The sequence below is a fragment of the Archangium sp. Cb G35 genome (assembly GCF_001896145.1).
Taxonomy (GTDB): Bacteria; Myxococcota; Myxococcia; order Myxococcales; family Myxococcaceae; genus Archangium; species Archangium violaceum.
In genome coordinates, this window is sequence record NZ_MPOI01000003.1 from 130745 (window position 1) to 149626 (window position 18882).

Consider the following 18882-nt stretch of genomic DNA (forward strand, 5'->3'; position numbering starts at 1 on the left):
GGGCTCCGGGCACCAGAATGTCCACATGAATCCCATCGTGCACGCCGAGCTGTCCTGGTTGGTGACACAACGCCTGGAGGCGCGGAGGGACCGGGTGCTCGTGGTGTGCGCGGGGCTGGCGCCGGACCTGGATGGGCTGACGATTCTCGGCGGGGGCGAGCTGTACGCGCGCTACCACCACCTCATCTTCCACGGGTACGTGGGAGCGCTGGTGACGGCGGGGGTATGCGTGGCGCTGGCGCGGCAGCGGCTCCAGGTGGGGCTGCTGGCGTTGCTGACCTTCCACCTCCACCTGCTGTGTGACCTCGCGGGCAGCGGCCCGGGTTGGCCCATCTGGTACTTCTGGCCCACCAGCCTGCGCGAGTGGTTCTGGGACGGCCAGTGGGATCTGGCCTCCTGGCAGAACAGTGTCATCGGCCTGGCGGCCACGCTGGTGTGCCTCGCGTGTGCACTGCGCTACCGGCGCACCGCCGTGGAGCTGCTCTCCACGCGCTGGGACGCGGAGGTGGTGCGCACCCTCCGGGCCCGCTTCCTCGGCGAGGGCAGGCCCGATAGCCCATCCCAGCCCTGATTCGTGCTCAGTCGAGGAAGCGGAGCCACCACCTCAGGGCCTCTTCCTCCGTGAAGCCCATGAGGGAGTTCCCTGCGGCCATCCAGGTGTTGGGAGATGACCGCTCCAGGGGTTCGAGCAGTGGCCTGAGGACGAGTGCAAGCTCCCGGTAGGCAGGCAGGGTCAGCCCCCGCTCCAAATCACCCGACTCAGGCCATTCCCCCAGTGTGACGAGCACACGGTCTCCATCGAGCGTCTCCACACGTATGCTTTCGGAGCGGAGCCGCTCCCGGAGGCCCCGCGCTCCGCCAGGCGTCCCGAGCACGGAGGGAGCGAAAAAATTCAGCCAGTGGACACCATCCACGTGGAGGCCCACATCCTCTTCCCAAAGCCAGGCCGGGCGCAGATCGATACCTGGATACCGGAAGGCCGCGGCACGAAGAGCGGCATCCGTGGATCTCAAGGGCCAATAGAGTTGAAGGGCGAGGCCTGCATGCCCCGTGGCGAATCGAAGCTGGGAAGCCATCGTGCGAGCGAGCCCGGCCACGTGGGCAGGCCCGTGGGTCTCCAGGAACTCGGTGGGAACAGTCGCCGTCAGCAGACTCACCTTGTTCGAAGCAGGCTCCCGCCATGGGATGCGCGCTCGATACCGGAAGCTGTAGCCATTCCGAGCGCTACCTCCCTCGAGGAAGAGCTGCGTCTCATAACGTCTCTTCTCCACGCGATTCGCGTAGGACTCGCTGTAGTCGTCAGCGAAGCGCCAGTGGCGCTCGGGCCGGAGACGCTGGCGGATCGACTGCCAACGTTCCGGTGAAAGAGGCGCTCCCTCATCGTCATCGACGAAAGCCTCGTGGATGGTCGCGGAACCTTCCCCCACCGCCCGCATGTAGCTGTCCAGGGCAAGGCTGACGCCCGAGGCGATGTCCGGATGATCGTACGGCAGATAGAAGGCGAGCCGGACAACTTCACGGGCGAGCAACTCCTCGCCGCACGCCCCCGCCCCGGGAGGAACGCCCACGGGACGGATTCGAGGGTAGCGGTGCATCATGGCGGTAGATGAGTCATGCCCATCTGAGGAGTCACAACCGCTGGCTGGCATTCCATGCTCAAGGGTTTGTAGCTCAGAAGTTGCTGGAGGATATCCGGGTCGCCCAGCGGGTTTCCCATCCGTTTGGGAAGACATGGAAATTTGAAATCAAAGACGCACTGGATCCGGGTCGCGTTCCGCGTGAAGTGCAGGACGAAGTCCGGCTTGAGGGAACCGATCTTCCGGTCGGTCAGAACATAACCACTCGTGCCCGGGTCTGGATCTCTCCGGTACCTGGGCTCGATGGAGAAATTGTCCGGAAACCTTGGAGAGAGACGTGCCTTCACGCAATCGAAGGCAGCCGAATGTTTCAGACGCCCGAGTTCCCTGGCGAGCGTCACTTCCTCATCGCCTTCGATGCGGAGGACCCTGTTGCATTCATTCTCGTTCGGGAACTGACCATTCGTGAATCGTCCGATGTCCTCGCGCTTCTGGGCTGCCTGGTTGACGTCCGCCTCGGCCTGCTTCGCACAGTCCTTCAGGATGTCCTCCACTTCGGCCACTTCAGCCTCGGTCAGCAATCTTTCGAGCGTGATGTAGCCCTGGATTGCCTCGACGGCTCGTACGGAGGTTCTGATGGCCTGAGTCGCTCTACCTGCTGCCGGGATGAGAATTTCCCCAGTGCTGGTGGGCGCCGATGCGTTGCAGATGGCAGCGCCGGCCGGAGTCGAACACGACTGGTTGTACCGGCTCGGAACACCAGGAGAAATGGCACACGACACGAGGAGCAGGAGCGGAGTCGAAGAAAGCCAGCCGCCAGCCACGGAGCGACTGCTCGGAATGCCAGCGAGGCGTGAGAACAAGATACGCCCTGGAACCATGAACGTGGTCCTCCACCCTAACGCGTGAAGGGAAGCTCGAGGGTGGCGGTAGCGCCCTTCCCCGGTCCCTCGCTCTCCAAGGTCAGCCGTCCACCCATGAGGCGGGCCGCCAGCGCGCTGGCGTGCAGGCCGTAGCCATAACCATCCTTGCGCGTGCTGAAGCCCTGCGTGAACAAACGCTCGCGCACCTCCGGAGCCAGGCCCTCGCCGTTGTCCACCACCTGGATGCGGACCCAGCCGCCCTCCACTTCCATCCGCACCCCCAGGTAGCGCTGCGCCTCGGGGATGGGATCCAACGCACTGCGCGCGTTGCTGAGCAGGTTGAGGAGGATCTGCAACATCCGATGCCGGTCCACCCTCACCGGAGGCAGCGCCGCGAGTTCCTTCGACACCTGGACCGGGGACTGACGCGAGGCCACCTGGTGGATGCGCAGGGCTTCCTCCACCAGCCCGCCCAGGTCGCACTCGTCCGCCAGCAGCGTGGACTTCGCGTAGGTGCGCTGCATCTGGATGATGGTCCGCACCCGCTCCACGTGCCCATCCAGGTCCTCCAGGCCCTGCCGCAGCACCGCCTGCTCTCCCAGCAGCTCGTCCGCGAGCCCGGAGAGGTAGGACGGCAGGAGGGCGCCGCGCGGGTCCCGGGAGAGGAAGTCCCCCAGGTCCTCGCGCCGCGCATCCATCATCTCCACCACCTGCTTCACCCGGCCCACCCGCGACTCCTCCACCGTCCTGCGCAGCAGGTCCGAGTCCACCACCACGCTCGTGAGGGCATTGCCCGCGTCGTGGAGGATGTTGGAGGCGATCTCCTCCATGCCCACCACGCGCGCCGTCTCCATCAGGTGGGCCTGCGCCTGCTTCAGCTCGCGCGTGCGCGCCTCCACGCGCCGCTCCAGCTCGTCATTGGACTGGCGCAGCGCCGTCTCGGCCCGCCGCACCTCCTCGTACAGGCGCGCGTTCTCCACGGAGATGGATGCCTGCGAGGCGATGTGTTTGAGCAACGAGATGCGGCTCGGGGAGAAGGCCTCGGTGGTCAGGTCGTTCTCCAGGTACAGCACTCCGCCGAGCGCCTCCCCACGGCCCAGGGGCAGGCACAGCAGGCAGCGGGCCGCCCCGTGGGAGAAGTAGGGATCGTTGGAGAAGGCGTGGGGCTGGGAGATGTCATTGAGGAGCACATGCGAGCCCGAGCGCCGCACGTACGTCAGCAGCGTCCAGGGCAGCCGCCGGGCGGGATCCTCGGGGAGGGGAGCCCGGCCCGGGGTGGCGTCCACGATGGCCGCCACCTCCAACGTGTCCTGCCGCAACAACAGGAGCGCGCCGCGCTGGGCACCGGCCGTCTCCAGCGCCACGCGGATGAGCGTGTCCACCAGCCGCTCCAGGACGATCTCACTGGAGATGGCCTGCTGGGCCTTCACCACCGTGAGCGCATCCAGGTGGTTGGAATTCGTGTCGTAGCTGGTATCGGATTCCTGGAGCCCCACCTTGGGCGAGGCCAGGGACGGCCACTGCTCGTCCAGGTGCCGCACCTTGGCCGCGGCCCCCCATTGCGCCCAGGCCTCGCGGGCCTCCCGGGCGAAGAGGAGCGCGGTGGTGGACATCCCCCGCTCCTTCCAGAAGCCCGCGGCCAGCTCACAGATCAGGGCCGCGCTCTGCAGGGAGCCCTGCTCGCGGGCGGACTGGAGTGCCTCCTCGTAGGCGCGGTGGGCCTTGTCCGGTTCTCCCGCCAGACGCGCCAGCTCCGCGGCCACCAGCCGCTCGGCCGCGCGGAAGTTCTCCGGACAGTTCCCCGCCCACTCCGCCAGTTGCCGGTGGTGCTGTCCGATGGTTTCCAGGTACTCGAGCCGCCGCGCCGGCGGAGCATCCCGGCAGCACGCCGCCAGGGTCAGCGCCTCGTACAGCACGTACAGGTAGTAGTAGAGCTGGCCGATCGTGGACCAGAGCAGCCCCTTGACGCTCTCGGCCGCCTGCCGCGCCTGCTCGTACGCGCCGCACATGAAGCGCGACATCATCTTCACGATGGCGTAGCTGGAGCGCAGGGGAATCAGGCTTCCCGCGGCCAGCCTCGCCTCGAAGGCCGCCTCGTCGAAACCCTCTCCGTTCAACGAGGAGAAGGATTCGGAGCGCCCCTGCAGCTGCGCCACGAGCCGCAGGAAGACGCGCATCATCTGGATGACGTCCCAGAACAACACCTTGGAGGCGAAGTCGAAGCCCACCAGGGCTTCCCGGCGGACCTCCTCCAGTTCGCGCCCCATGACGAGGGGAATCAGCGTGCTGTGGTTGAAACAGAGGCTGGCATTGCGGAAGGCCCCCGCCTGGGACGACTGCTGGATGGCCTTGTGGATGAGATCCCGCGAGGAGGACAACGGGCCCACCCAGACGCCGTTCATGGACCGGGCGTGGAGGGCCTCGCCCTGGAAGGTGGTGCTGCCCTGCCGCTCGGCGAGCCTGCACGCGAAGTCGCTGATGGCCAGCCCCTCGCGGTAGCGCTTGAAGACGTTGCTGCTCAGGAAGCCGAACCACGCGTAGGCGTGCGCGGAAGCATCCACATGCCCATGCCGGATGGAGAGCGTCACCATGCGGCAGATGTGCAGGACGTGCAGGTTCCTCCGGCTGAAGAAGGCCGGCGCGTACAGGGCCGCGAGGACGCCCAGGACCGCCCTCATGTCCGGATCCGTCAGGGCCGGCAGCGAGAGGAAGCTCTCCAGGGGACGCGCGTGGAGCAGGGACCACGCCTCCTCGTGGGCCGCCACCACCTCCTCCCAGGAGGGCTCCAGCGGCAGGGGCATGCCGAACTTCTCCAGGCACTCCAGCAGACAGGCGACGGCGCCCTCCGCGTCACTGGAGGAGAGGAGCAGATCGCTCTTGAAGCGGTAGGCCTTCGCCATCTCCGAGCGCGTGCGGGCCCAGGGCAGCGCGCCGTCCACCAACCGGCGCGCCTCGGAGGCGTTGCCGCTCATCACCTCGCTGCTCGCCTGGGTCAGGCGCAGCTTGAAGGCCATGGCCCTGTCCGTCTCCCAGGGGTTGCCGGGCAGCAGGGAGAAGGCCGTGTCGAAGCACGTCACCGCCGAGCGGTGGGCGCTGGAGGCCTTGGCCTTCCAGCCCGCTTCGGCGTTCAGGTACGCCAGGTGGGAGCGCTCCGAGTCGTCCCGCATCAGCTCCACGCCCATGTTGAGGTGGCTCACCACCTCGAAGAGCCGCTCGCGCAGCTCCTCGGGTGACAGCCGCTCCAACAGCAGCCGGCCCACGCGCAGGTGGACGGCCTTGCGCTCCTGCTCGGGGATGAGGGCATAGGCCGCCTGCTGGATGCGGTCGTGCGCGAAGCGGTACCGCTCGGCATCCGCCCGCACCAGCAACTCCTCCTGGAGCGCGGGCTCCAGGTCCTGCTCCACCTGGGAGCTGTCCTGGTGGGAGAGGAAGGCCAGCTTGAGCAGGGCGAAGGAATTGCCCATGCACGCCGCCAGGCTGAGCATCTGCCGGGTCTGCTCCGGCAACTGCAGCAGGCGGCCCACCATGAAGTCGATGACGTTGTCCGAGTAGCCCCGGGCCCGGACACCCGCGGCGTCCCAGCGCCAGCCGCCCTCCGGGGCCCGCACCACCAGTCCGTCCTGGTGGAGCGCCTGCACCCACTGAAGGAGGAAGAAGGGGTTGCCGCCCGTCTTCTCCTGGACGAGCGACGCCAGGGGCACCACCAGCTCCTGCCCGGCCCCGGGAAAGGCATCGGCCACCAGCCGCCGCGTGTGCTCCAGCGTCAGCGGGCCCAGGTAGATGTCCCTCACCCGCGTCCCGCTCGCGCGGACCTCCACCAGGGTCCGCGCCAACGGGTGCGAGGGGCTCACCTCGTTGTCCCGGAAGGCGCCAATCAACAACACGGGCGGCGTCTCCGGGTCCGTGGCGATGTACCGCAGCAGCTCCAGGCTGGCCGGGTCCGCCCACTGCAGGTCATCCAGGAAGAGGACGAGGGGACGCTCGAGGCTGGCGAAGACGCCGAGGAAGCGCTGGAAGACGCGGTTGAAGCGGTCGCGCGCCTCGAAGGGGGGCAGCTCGGGGAGGACGGGCTGCTTGCCGGCGACGCGCTCGAGCTGGGGCACCAGGTCCACCAGCAACTGGCCGTTGCCCTCCCACGCCTCCAGCAGCCGCTGGCGCCAGACCGCCACCTCCTCGTCGCTGCCGGCCAGCAGTTGCTGCACCAGCTCCTGGAAGGCCCGCGCCAGGGTGGAATACGGAACGTCGTGCTGGAGCTGGTCGAACTTGCCGCTGAGGAAGAAGCCGCGCCGCCGCAGCACGGGGCGGTGCAGCTCGCGGACGGCGGCGGACTTGCCGATGCCGGAGTAGCCCCGCACGAGCACCCACTCGGTGCGCCCCGAGAGCGACACCCGCTCGAAGGCCTTCAGCAGGGCTTCCACCTCCGCCTCGCGGCCGTACAACCGCTGGGGGAGCTGGAAGCGGGCGGGGACGTCCCGGCTGCCCAGGGGAAAGGTCTCCAGCGAGCCGAGCCGCAGCGCCTCCTGGCACTGCTCCAGGTCCGCCCGCAGCCCCTCGGCGCTCTGGTAGCGCTCCTCGGCCACCTTGGCCAACAGCTTCATCACCACCGCCGAGAGCGCGGGGGGAATGGACGGCACCACCTGGTGCGGAGGCACCGGGGCCTGGGCCAGGTGCGCGTGGAACCACTCCAGCATGTCCTGCCCGCGGAAGGGCAGCCGCCCCGTCAGCACCTCGTAGAAGGACACCCCGAGTGAATAGAAGTCCGTGCGGTAGTCCACCGCGCGGTTCATCCGCCCCGACTGCTCCGGGGACATGTAGGCCGGAGTTCCCTCGGCGAGCGGCTGCTGGAGGACGACCTCCACGTGCTCCACCCGCTGCAGGGTGGCGATGCCGAAGTCGATGAGCCAGGCCTTCCCCGAGGGCGAGACGAGGATGTTGCCGGGCTTGATGTCCTTGTGGATGACGCCGCGCCGGTGGACCTCCCCCAGGGTGGCCACCAGGGAGGGGGCCCAGGTGAGGAAGCGGGACGGCTCCAGGGCCTTGCTCCCCTGCTCCGAGAGGGCCTTGCCCCCCACGTCCTCCAGCACGAGGATGGGCCGCTCCTGGAACACCTCGAGTGCGTGGGCGGTGAGCACTCCGGGTATGCCCTTGAGGTGGCGCAACAGCTCGTACTCGCGCCGGTAGCGGGCACGCTCGCGGGCGCCGACGGGCCAGGAGCGGGGCGCCTTGATGATGACGGGTAGCCCATCCGCCTCACGGACCGCGCGGAAGAGAAGGCTCGTCGCCGTCTCTTGAAAGCGGCCCAGGAGCCTGTACCCGGGGAGGAGGAGAGACGTGATGCTCATGAGGTCGGGCCCTGCTCTTCTCTGAGGCGTAGAGCCATGGGACACCATATCACCTCCGGCGTGCTGCTCTCGCGGCTCCCCCCGAGCCCCTGGTCCGCCCGGCCCCCCGTCACAGAGGCTCCAGGAACTGGCGGATATGCGAAAGCACCCATTTGATTTTTGGAATCTCGGCGAGCGCCTCGGGGACGCTGATTCTCACCGGGCGCTCCCGCCCCACCAACTCGGGCAGTACGGGCACCAACGAGTCCGCCGGGATGCCCGGGTCCTCCAGCTCGACGCTGGGCACCAGGCCGATTCCCAGCCCCGCGAGGCAGCAGGAGCGGATCAGATGGATGTCCGGTGTAACGAGCGCCGGGGCGACGGTGAAGGTGGCGCCCCGGAGGGTGGGCCAGGAGTGCGCATCGTCCCCCGGGGCCTCCCAGGAGAAGAGCTCGTGGCCCTGTAGCTCCTGGAGCGAGCCCGGGGTTCCCCGCCGCCGCAGGTACTCCCCGCTGGCGAAGAGCCCCTCCCGCACACGCATCACCACGTGGGAGAGCCAGGGCCCCCGGGGCATGTCCTCCCCGAAGTGGACGGCCATGTCCACGCCATCCAGCGGCTCGCCCAGGGGATCTCCGCTGAAACGGGCATGGACGCGCAGCAGCGGCCAGGTGCTCCGCAACAGCCCGAAGACGGGCGTGAGCAGATGCGGTGGCAGCCCCACGGGCAGCACCAGCCGGAGCACCCCCGAGGGCGCCTGGCCCACCTCGCGGATGGACGACAGCAGCGCGCTCGTCTCCTGCATCATGACGCGTCCGCGCCGGGCGAGCACCTCACCGGCTTCCGTCAGGATGATGCCCTGGGCCGTGCTCTTGAGGAGCGGCACGCCGGCCCGTGCCTCGAGCGCCTCGACGCGGCGCCGCAGGGTGGTGCGCGACACGCCCAGGGACTCCGCTGCGGCCAGGAACGAGCCCGTGTGCACGACGTCGAGAAAAGCACGCAACTCTTCCAGATCCATGCTCTTGCCTCGCTGCCTGGGACTCCGGCGCCCGACGCTGTGCAGGGAGTGGCCACCCCCTGTCCGTCTGCGGCCATCGGCCGCGCCTGGAGGGAGCTACGAAGAAAGGCGTCCCTTCCAGGAGGAACGCCCCATGCGTACACCCACCACGGCCCTTGCCTTCGCCCTCGCGCTGTCCACCCTGCCCGCCCACGCCAAGGACCCGGCCCTCGGCGCGACGACCTTCACCGTCTACGAGGCCTTCCTGAGCCCCGCCCAGGAGCCCGGTGAGGAGTCGGAGGTCCCCAAACCGCTGGAGAAGAGCCTCGGCGCCACGGCCCCCTCGACGCCCCGCGAGCAGCGGAAGTCCCGGGGGCATGGGCAGCTGCGGTTCGCCCGCGACCTGAGCAAGGCCTATGTCGAAGTCGAGATCCAAGGAGTGAACCCCGCCGACATCGTCATGTTCCACATCCACTGCGGCCCGCCGGGAGTGCTGGGCCCCATCATCGTGGACTTCGGTGAAGCTGGCAGTCCGGCGAAGAAGTTCACCGATGGCAGGTTCTCCGTGGAGCTCACCAACAAGAACGTCGTCTTCGTCAAGGATATGCCGGGCCTCAAACCCTCGCTACCCGAGGGCTGCCCATCCGAACTGGGACTCCCGGGACAGGTCAAGACGCTCTCCGGGCTCGAGTACCTGGCGAGAAAGGGAGTGCTCTATTTCAACCTCCATACGAAGGCGCACACCTATTACGGGGAGATGCGCGGCCAGCTCTACCCCGCGAAGGACTAGCCCTCCAGGACAGGCAGGTACGGCACCGCACGGGCCCGCAATGGGCCGTGTGGCGCTGAATTCAGCGCGATCTCCACGCGGAGGGCGGACGCGATGTATCTGGTGGTCGTCCCGAGCGCGTCGCTCCAGGCCACCCTGAACACGCCCACGCGGAGGCGGTCCGGAGTCCCATTCGCGGTATGCGCGAGACGGTGGGCCCTCGGGCCCGTGCGCGAGCACGAGCCCTCCCACGGTTCCCCAGGCCACGGAATGTGGCGGGGTCTCCTCTGGGCCCGGGGGACGTCCCACCGCTTCAGGTGAGCGTCTCCACGGCCCCTCCACGCCCGCTGTTCCACCCGGTGTCCTGGGGGTTCCACGGTGCGCGAGGAGTGGCGGAGGGGTGGGAGTGCCCATCAGCGGGCGCTCCACGGTGTCCGACGGCTCGGTGGAGTGCACCCACCTGCCACGGACGACGCCTTGCAGCCGCGGCGCGCTCACGCTGACTGCCAGACGGATGGCCTTCACCGGCCGCGAACCGGAGGAGGCCGGCGGCCGCGCCAGGTCCCTGGGCGCGGCGACCCGTGTCCGCGCCAGGGCGGACCCGGCACCGGGTGTGAGTCCCGTCTTCACCTGCGGGGACTCGAGTCTCCGGGCCTGCCTCGGAGGCGGTGCCTCCTGGCCCGGCGGGGACCGGTGAAGCCCGGTGCCCCCTGTGGGCGGAATGTCCGCGCGGCTGACCGCGAGACCCGCGATGAGCGCTCCCCGGACCCGGGCGGAGCGCTGCGTGGGCTCCGGCTCCCACTCACGCACCGAGGCCTGGTGCGGGAGAGCCGTGCCCTGTCCGGACTTCCCGGCGGTGCCGTGCCGGTGCCGGTCCCACTCCTCCAACCGGAGGGTGAGGGAATCAATGGAATCGTTCAGCTGGCCGCACCCGGAGGCCGACACGGCGAGCAGCAGCGCCACCAGCAGGACACTCGTCCCGCCGGGCCGCTCCACTGCCCTCGTTCTGTCGGCCACGCCGCTCATGCGCCTCGTCCAGTGTTACTTCGATGACCAGCCAATCCCACCATGTGTTACCGCGACTGCCGGGAAGCGCAATTCTTCGGCCGGTGCACCCACGAGGCCTCTCGCGTGCTAGCTACCGTCCGACTCAACCCGCTACATCCCTGGAGGACACGAGCATGGACATCAAGGCAGCGGTGGCATTCGAACCCGGTAAGCCCCTTCGCATCGAGACGGTGCACCTCGAAGGCCCCAAGGCCGGCGAGGTCCTCATCGAGCTGAAGGCCACGGGCATCTGCCACACGGACGCGTACACGCTCTCGGGCAAGGATCCGGAGGGACTGTTCCCCAGCATCCTCGGCCACGAGGGCGCGGGCGTGGTGGTGGACGTGGGCCCCGGCGTCACCTCGTTGAAGAAGGGTGACCACGTCATCCCGCTCTACACGCCCGAGTGCCGCCAGTGTAAGTCGTGCCTGTCGCAGAAGACGAACCTCTGTACGGCCATCCGCGCCACGCAGGGCAAGGGCCTCATGCCGGACGGCACCAGCCGCTTCCGGATCGGCAAGGACCCCGTCCACCACTACATGGGCACGTCCACCTTCGCGACCCACACGGTGCTCCCGGAGATCGCCGTGGCGAAGATTCGCGAGGACGCGCCCTTCGAGAAGGTCTGCTACATCGGCTGCGGGGTGACCACGGGCATCGGCGCCGTCATCTACACCGCGAAGGTGGAGGCGGGCGCGCGCGTGGTCGTCTTCGGCCTGGGCGGCATCGGCCTCAACGTGGTGCAGGCCTGCCGCATGGTGGGCGCGGATCAGATCGTCGGCGTGGACCTCAACCCCGCCCGGCGCGAGATGGCCGAGAAGTTCGGTATGACCCACTTCGTCAACCCGAAGGAGGTGGGCGCGGACCTGGTGCCCTACCTCGTCAACCTCACGGGCGGCGGCGCCGACTACAGCTTCGAGTGCATCGGCAACGTGACGACCATGCGGCAGGCACTCGAGTGCTGCCACCGCGGCTGGGGCGAGAGCATCATCATCGGCGTGGCGGCGGCCGGGCAGGAGATCAGCACCCGTCCCTTCCAGCTCGTCACCGGGCGCGTGTGGAAGGGCAGTGCCTTCGGCGGCGCGCGCGGCCGCACCGACGTGCCCCGCATCGTCGACTGGTACATGGACGGGAAGATCTCGATCGACCCGCTCATCACCCACACGCTGCCGCTGGAGCGCATCAACGAGGGCTTCGACCTGATGCACAAGGGCGAGTCCATCCGCGCCGTGGTGAAGTACTGATGGACACGACCCTCCGGCTGGCCTCCGAGCACCGCTGCTTCGGAGGCACCGTCGCCTTCTACCGCCACGACTCGGCGGTGTGCGGCGGCGAGATGCGCTTCTCCGTCTACGTGCCCCCCCAGGCCCAGACGGGCAAGGTGCCCGTGCTCTACTTCCTCTCGGGCCTCACCTGCACCGAGGAGACCTTCCAGATCAAAGGGGGCGCGCAACGGCTCGCCGCCGAGCTGGGAGTGATGCTCGTGGTCCCCGACACCAGCCCGCGCGACACCGGCATTCCGAACGAGAGCGCAGACTGGGAGGTGGGCACCGCCGCTGGCTTCTATGTGGATGCGACCCAGGCGCCCTGGGCCTCGCGCTTCCGCATGTTCAGCTACGTCACCCAGGAGCTGCCCGGGCTCATCGGCAAGCACTTCCCCGCCCGCATGGACCGCGAGGGCATCTTCGGCCACTCCATGGGAGGACATGGCGCCCTCGTGTGCGCCCTGCGCCAGCCTGGCCGCTACCGCTCCGTGTCCGCCTTCGCCCCCATCTGCGCGCCCATGCGCGTGCCCTGGGGACAGAAGGCCTTCCGCACCTACTTCGGGGCCGACTCCGAGGCCTGGAAGCAGTGGGACACCACCGAGCTCATCCGCTCGGCGGGTACGCGTCTTCCCCCACTGCTGGTGGATCAGGGCACGCGTGACAAGTTCCTCGGGGACCAGCTCAAACCCGAGTTCCTCCGCGATGCCTGCGAGCAGGCGGGGCAGCCCCTGACGCTCCGCTCCCAGGACGGATACGACCACGGCTACTACTTCGTCTCGACCTTCATGGCGGACCACCTGCGGCACCACGCCGCGGCGCTAACCGCCTGAAATCGTGGAGTGCATGAGCCTCCTCGCCGGACGGGCAACCGGCGAGGGGCTCGTGTGTCCCGAAGCAGCACGAGGAGGCCAGACGGCTCCTGCTCCAAGGAGCCTCCAAGGAGGGCTGACAGGGAAGCACGCCGGGAAGTGGGAAGGCGTTCCGTTTGTCCGAGGTGACCCAAACGGAACGAAAGGACAGAGCTTGAAGCGTTTGCTGAAACTTGCCCCCTTCGCGTTGCTGCTACCCACCCTGGCGACCGCCTCCACCGTGTGGCGGGGAGATTTCGAGACCGGCAACCTCTCGCAGTGGGACCGCGAGCAGACCGTCTCCTCGAGCCGCCTGCTGGTGGTGAGCTCGCCCACGCGAGAGGGCCGCTACGCGCTGAAGACCACCGTCCGTCAGGGCGACAACCCCATCAACGCGAGCGGCAACCGCAACGAATTGCTCTACCTGGACCGGGAGAAGGCCGGCTCCGAGTTCTTCTACAAGTGGAGCACCCTCTTCCCGAAGAGCTTCCCGCGCTCTCCCAAGTGGCAGATCTTCACCCAGTGGCACCACGACGGGAACGGTGGCTCGCCGCCGCTCGAGTTCTACGTGGTGGATGATCAGCTGCGCCTGCGTGTGGGCGGCACCAGCGGGAAGATCATCTGGCGGGCTCCGCTCCAGCGCGAGCTGTGGAACGACTTCGTGTTGCACGTGAAGTGGTCGCCGGATCCCAAGGTTGGCTTCGTCGAGCTGTACCACAACGGCAAGGTGGTCGTGCCGCTGACGAAGATCGCCACGCAGTACTCGGGCCAGCTCAACTACCTGAAGCTCGGCCTGTACCGCGACGCGTCCATCGCCCCCGAGGGCGTCGTCTTCCACGACGGCTTCGTCCAGGCCACGCGCCTGGAGGACGTGATGCCCCCGCCCGTCGTCGCCACCCCGGAGCCCCAGCCCGAGCCCCAGCCGGCCCCGGAGAGCCCGCCGGTGGATGGTTCCTCCGATGAGGGAGATCCTCCGCCCGAGGAGTCGGACCCCATCGCCCAGCAGCCCTCGGACTCCGCCCCGGGAACGGGCAGCCTCGTCCCCGGGGACGCGACGCTCTCCGGCACGGGAGTGCCTCCCGCGAGCTGCGGTGCGTCGTCGACCGGGGGAACGCCCCTGCTCGTCGCCGCCGGGCTGGCCCTGGCCGCACTGATGGGCCGGCGCAAGGCGGCCACCGCGCCCGCCCACGCACGGCGCTCGCACTCCCAGCGTCGCTGAATACCCGGGTGGGGTGACCCTGCCCCACCCGGTGCATCCAGGCTCTCCCCACCGGCATTGAAGCCCGGAGGCGGGCGGATGAAGATCCGTCCGCTGGGGGGAACCCCCTCATGTCCCCCGGCACCGCCGCGTCCCCCACGCGGCGGCCCCCCCATCCGCAGTGCCGAGAGACATGAAGCCCCAGGTAGTGGTGCGTCGCGAGCCCGGCTCGACCTTTGTGGACATCCTGCGCAAGAGGGCTCTGGAGCAGCCCTCGCGCCGCGTCTTCACGCTCCTGGAAGACGGAGAGACGGAGACCCGGCACCTGGACTTCGCGGGCCTGGATCAACGGGCCCGGGCCATCGCCGCCACGCTCCAGCGCTCGGCCGCGGCCGGCGAGCGCGCCCTGCTCCTCTACCCCTTCGGGCTGGACTACGCCGCCGCCTTCTTCGGGGCGCTGTACGCCGGCGTCGTGGCCGTGCCGGTGTATCCGCCAGACCCGTCGCGCCTGCACCGCACGCTGCCGCGGCTGCGCGCCATCGTCCAGGATGCCCAGGCCACCCTGGTGCTCACCACCCACGCCATCCGCGAGCTGGTGGATGGGCTCACCAGCCACGCACCGGAGCTCGCCTCGCTGCGCTGGGTGGCCACCGATGCACTGGAGCCGGACAGCGAGCGGACGTGGCGGCCTCCGGAGGTGACGGCCAGTACGCTCGCCTTCATCCAGTACACCTCGGGCTCCACCGCCGTGCCCAAGGGCGTGCGGCTCACCCACGGCAACCTGCTGCACAACTCCGCCATCATCCAGCGGGCCTTCGGTTCCACGGAGGACTCCGTCGGCGTGAGCTGGCTGCCGATGTACCACGACATGGGACTCATCGGCTGCGTGCTGCAACCGGTGTACGCCGGCTTTCCCATCGTCCTGCTGCCGCCCGAGTCCTTCCTGCAGAAACCGGTGCGCTGGTTGCGCGCCATCTCGCGCTACCGCGGCACGCTCAGCGGCGGGCCCAACTTCGCGTTCGACCTGTGCGCGCGCAAGGTGACGCCGGAGCAGCGCGTGGGGCTGGACCTGAGCAGTTGGAGCTACGCCTTCAACGCCGCCGAGCCCGTGCGCGCCGACACGCTGGAGCGCTTCACCCGGACGTTCGCGCCCACCGGCCTGCGCTCGGACGCGCTGCGCCCCCTGTACGGCCTGGCCGAGGCCACGCTCATGGTGACGGGCGGCTTCCAGGGCACACGCCGCACGGTGCGCACGGTGGACGGCGCGGCGCTGGAGTCCTGGTGGGTCGTCGAGCTGCCCGAGGGCACGCCGGGCTCACGGCGCCTGGTGGGCCTGGGCCGCCCGTGGCTGGACGAGCAGGTCCTCATCGTGGACCCCGTCACGCGCACGCGTTGCTCCTCGGACCGGGTAGGAGAAATCTGGGTGTCGGGCCCGAGCGTCGCCCAGGGCTACTGGAACCGCACCGGGGAGAGCGAGCACACCTTCGGCGCGATGCGCGCGGACACCGGTGATGGCCCCTGGCTGCGCACCGGGGACCTGGGCTTCCTCCAGGAGGGCGAGCTGTTCTTCGCCGGCCGCATCAAGGACCTCATCATCATCCGCGGCCGGAACCACTACCCGCAGGACCTGGAGCGCACCGTCGAGGAGAGCCACCCCGCGCTGCGTCCCGGCTGTGGCGCCGCCTTCTCCGTCGACTCCGGGCAGGAGGAGCGGCTCGTGGTGGTGCAGGAGGTCCACCGCGACCACGAGGGAGACAGCCCCGAGGACATCACCCACGCCGCGCGCCAGTCCGTGGCCGCGGCGCATGGCATCCACCTGGGCACGTTGGTGCTGGTGCGCCACGGCACCATGCCCAAGACGTCCAGCGGCAAGATTCAGCGGAGCGCCTGCAAGCAGGAGTACCTCGCGGGCTCGCTGGAAATCCTGCACACGGCCCGGCTCGCGCCGCCCCGCGCCGAGCCCACCGACGCGAGCCCCTCCGCCTTCCTGCGCGAGCAGCTCGCCCGCCTCATCGGCATCGCCCCCGAGGCGTTGGACCCGAGGCTCACCCTGGCGGAGCTCGGGCTGGACTCGATGCGCCAGCTCGAGCTGCAGCAGTTGCTGGCGGACCGGTACGGGCTCACGCTCCGGGGGGAGGAGCTGCTGAGCCATCCGCTCGGGCAGTTGCTGGAGGAGCTGGGCACGCGCAAGCCGCGCGCGGAGTCGGGCCCGTTCTCCATTGCCTGGGACGTGGCCCGCGACGCGCCCGCGCTCTGGCGCTACCTGCGCGAGGCCGAGCCCTGGGTGGCCGAGGAGCTGGAGCGGATGAAGCGGGACATCCCCGTGCCGCCCACCAACGGCACGTTCGACACCGAGGGCTTCTTCCGTCCCCAGGGCCACTTCCGCTCCTTCTACCGGCGCGGCCCGGGCGAAAGCGTGCTGGCCATCAAGGGCGCCGAGGTGCGGTGCGAGGATCAGAGCGGCTTCTTCCATCTGCTCCAGCAGCGGCTCTTCGAGCGCTTCGCGAAGCACTCGGTGACGAACACGCTGGAGTACTTCCTCATCCAGGAGCGCAAGGTGCCCGGCGCCGTCACGCTGCCCGAGGCGCTCACCGAGGCGCAGCGCGCGGCCGAGCTGCAGGGCCGTTTCCTGGAGGAGTTCCACGAGCCCGGCGGGCTGCCGCTGCCGCTGCTGGTGGTGCGCTGGTCCGAGGAGGTGGTGGCGCGCTTCCGTTCACGGCTGCTGCCGCTGCTGTCGGGCTTCACGCTCACCATCGCCCAGAACGAGCTGCGCGATGGGCTGGCCTGCTACGTCTACTGGTTCCCCAAGGCGCCCTTCCCGCGCGTGAGCCACTTCGCCGGCACCCTGGCCCAGGAGAGCCAGCGCACCGGCTCGGGCGGTTTCTCCAACACGCGCCTCGTCTACGCCACCCTCAAGCACAACCTGGATCCCGAGGCCGTCGTCGACTCGTGGGTGCGGCTCACCGCGCGCATGCTGTTGCTCGGTTACTTCCCCAGCGACATCCAGCACTTCAAGAACGGGCAGTGCATCGAGCCGCAGAACGTGCTCCTCAACGGCACCTTCGCGGACCTGGACTCCGTCATCCCCATGCGCCAGCTCGGGAGCGACCGCGAGTTCTACGCCAGCTTCCTCGCCATGCTGAACCTGCTGGCGCACACCGTCCGCGTCTTCCTCACGGCCGAGAGCAACGGCACCACCACGCTCCCTGGTCCCTTCCCCCAGCAATTCCAGCGCCCCGACTTCCTGGAGATGCTCTCCGTCATCCACATCTGGGAGCGTCTCAAGGTGCACCTGCGTGAGCAGCGCCAGGGCCTGCGCGGCACGTTGGACCCGAGGCTGGAGGAGCTCGTCTCGTCCCGCCTGTCCTTCCCGGTGCTCTTCGAGAAGGTGCTGTTCTCGCTCTACTACGCCGGGCCCACCCTGCCCGAGAGCGCCGTGCACCTGCTCTCCGTCGCGGACGTCTACAACGACGTGGGCGGCGCCGAGGAGCGCAAGCCCGCGCGCAAGGTGGAGTACAGCGCGAAGCTCTCCGTGGACGCCGCCGCGCTCGCCACCCTGCCCCGTGCCTTCCTGGAGCAGTTGCGGCTCACGCCCCGCGAGTTCATCCGCGACTGTCTCCACGGCGAGGCCTCGCTCGTCAGCGTGTACGAGACGTTCCTCGGCCGCATCGGGCTCATCGTGCTGCCGCTGGAGGACGCGGGACTCTACGTGGACAAGCAGCGCACCGTGGACGCCGTCGTCCGGGGACTCGAGGAGGCCGCGCGCCTGGGCGCCGACACCGTGTCCCTCACGGGCCTGGTGCCCTCGGCCACGGACTACGGACGTGCACTCGTGGAGGCCACGGCTGGCCGCTCCGGACTGCCCCGGCTCACCACCGGCCATGCCACCACCGCCGCCTGCTTCGTGATGATGGTGGAGCAGGTGCTGCGCGCCGGAGGACGGAGGCTGGAGGACGAGCACGTGGCGCTCCTGGGTGCTGGCTCCATCGGCACCGCCATCCTGCGCCTGCTGCTGCGCACGCTGCCGCACCCGCGCTCCCTCCGGCTGTGTGACGTCCCAGCACGGCGCGAGTACCTGCTGCGGCTCACCGAGGAGCTGGTGACGGAGCTGCGCTTCCAGGGGAAGGTGGAGGTGACGTGCATCTCCGGCAACACCGCGCCCGACGAGGTGTACGAGGCCTCCGTCCTGCTCAGCGCCACCAGCGCCGCGAACCTGCTCGACGTGGACAAGCTGCGCCCCGGCACGCTCGTGGTGGATGACTCGGCGCCCCACTGTTTCGATCCGCGCCGCGCCATCCGCCGCTTCCAGGAGCGCCGCGATGTCCTCTTCACCGAGGCCGGCGCCATCCGCAGCCACAGGCCCGTGGGGGAGATCCGGGAGATCACCTTCGCCACCGGATGGGATCACAAGATTCGCGCCGCGCTCAAGCTGCTGCACCCGCTCGATGACACGCTCATGGGGTGCGTCTTCTCCAGCATCCTCAGCTCCCGCTTCGAGGACGCTCCGTGCCTCGTGGGCACGCCGGCTCCGAGAGACCTGGACCTGCACTACCGCAAGCTGCGCGAGCTGCGCTTCGAGGCCGCGCGGCTCTACATCGAGGATTACGTGCTCGATGAGGACCTGGTGGCCATGTTCCGCGCACGCTTCGGCTCGGGCTCACGGTAGCTCTTGGAGTGGAGGCCCCTGGCGAATCCAGCGGGGAGGCTCGCGCGGGCCCGGGCCTCGGCCAGCAGCTCCGAGAGGGCCTGCTGCCCCATGGGCGTCGCGGCCATCACCCGCTCCTGGAGGCGGAAGAGCAGCGTGGCCGCCCCCAGCACCAGCGGGTGCAACCGCTTGCCCAGGAGAATCGAACCGGCACCCACCCCGAGCCCCAGCAGGAACGAGGAAAAATCGAGCTTCACTGGAGATACCTCCCAGAGTGGCTCCCCCAGCCTCCACCCGTGACCCTGACCCCTTCTAGGTGGAGCCGCTCGCCCGCCGGTGCAAGGTGTCACGCTCC

Annotated in this window: 12 protein-coding genes; 7 read left to right on the forward strand and 5 right to left on the reverse strand. The window is 69.2% G+C overall.

The window, feature by feature from the left end; genetic code table 11:
- The first annotated feature begins 25 nt into the window (after window positions 1-25).
- Complete coding sequence (locus BO221_RS11060; RefSeq protein WP_073560390.1) at window positions 26-571, forward strand: metal-dependent hydrolase; 546 nt, start codon at window positions 26-28, stop codon at window positions 569-571.
- Between the two features lie 7 nt (window positions 572-578).
- On the opposite strand, the gene BO221_RS11065 is transcribed toward BO221_RS11060, so the two are convergent.
- The 4 genes from BO221_RS11065 to BO221_RS11080 form a co-directional block, all read right to left on the reverse strand.
- Entirely contained in the window at window positions 579-1598 is a 1020-nt protein-coding gene (locus tag BO221_RS11065) for a type VI immunity family protein (protein WP_233165902.1), read from the reverse strand.
- Window positions 1595-2401 carry a hypothetical protein gene (locus tag BO221_RS11070; protein ID WP_143195388.1) on the reverse strand — a complete coding sequence of 269 codons (807 nt, stop codon included), beginning with the start codon at window positions 2399-2401 and terminating at the stop codon, window positions 1595-1597. The genes BO221_RS11065 and BO221_RS11070 overlap by 4 nt, the downstream gene beginning before the upstream one ends.
- Before the next feature lie 74 nt (window positions 2402-2475).
- The gene (locus BO221_RS11075; RefSeq protein WP_073560391.1) at window positions 2476-7782 is read right to left on the reverse strand and encodes an ATP-binding sensor histidine kinase; all 5307 of its coding nucleotides are present in this window, start codon (window positions 7780-7782) and stop codon (window positions 2476-2478) included.
- Window positions 7783-7891: 109 nt separating this feature from the next.
- Window positions 7892-8776, reverse strand: coding sequence for a LysR family transcriptional regulator (locus BO221_RS11080; protein ID WP_073560392.1), 885 nt, complete (start codon window positions 8774-8776; stop codon window positions 7892-7894).
- Window positions 8777-8909: 133 nt separating this feature from the next.
- On the opposite strand from BO221_RS11080, the gene BO221_RS11085 reads away from it, so the two are divergent.
- The 6 genes from BO221_RS11085 to BO221_RS55425 all read left to right on the forward strand — a co-directional run bounded on the left by BO221_RS11085 (window position 8910) and on the right by BO221_RS55425 (window position 18548).
- Window positions 8910-9545, forward strand: coding sequence for a CHRD domain-containing protein (locus BO221_RS11085; RefSeq protein ID WP_073560393.1), 636 nt, complete (start codon window positions 8910-8912; stop codon window positions 9543-9545).
- A 379-nt stretch (window positions 9546-9924) separates the two neighbouring features.
- Window positions 9925-10221 carry a hypothetical protein gene (locus BO221_RS11090; protein WP_143195389.1) on the forward strand — a complete coding sequence of 99 codons (297 nt, stop codon included), beginning with the start codon at window positions 9925-9927 and terminating at the stop codon, window positions 10219-10221.
- A gap of 484 nt (window positions 10222-10705) precedes the next feature.
- On the forward strand, window positions 10706-11815 hold the full coding sequence (locus BO221_RS11095; RefSeq protein WP_073560395.1) for an S-(hydroxymethyl)glutathione dehydrogenase/class III alcohol dehydrogenase: 1110 nt from the start codon (window positions 10706-10708) through the stop codon (window positions 11813-11815).
- Window positions 11815-12666, forward strand: a complete 852-nt coding sequence (gene fghA / locus BO221_RS11100; protein ID WP_073560396.1) for an S-formylglutathione hydrolase — start codon at window positions 11815-11817, stop codon at window positions 12664-12666. Before BO221_RS11095 ends, fghA begins: the two co-directional genes overlap by 1 nt.
- A gap of 193 nt (window positions 12667-12859) precedes the next feature.
- Window positions 12860-13903, forward strand: coding sequence for a polysaccharide lyase (locus BO221_RS11105; RefSeq protein ID WP_073560397.1), 1044 nt, complete (start codon window positions 12860-12862; stop codon window positions 13901-13903).
- Between the two features lie 172 nt (window positions 13904-14075).
- Window positions 14076-18548: an AMP-binding protein gene (locus tag BO221_RS55425; RefSeq protein WP_073560398.1), complete on the forward strand. Its 4473-nt coding sequence runs from the start codon at window positions 14076-14078 to the stop codon at window positions 18546-18548.
- On the opposite strand, the gene BO221_RS11115 is transcribed toward BO221_RS55425, so the two are convergent.
- On the reverse strand, window positions 18485-18784 hold the full coding sequence (locus BO221_RS11115) for a hypothetical protein (RefSeq protein WP_073560399.1): 300 nt from the start codon (window positions 18782-18784) through the stop codon (window positions 18485-18487). The genes BO221_RS55425 and BO221_RS11115 overlap by 64 nt on opposite strands.
- Window positions 18785-18882 lie beyond the last annotated feature (98 nt).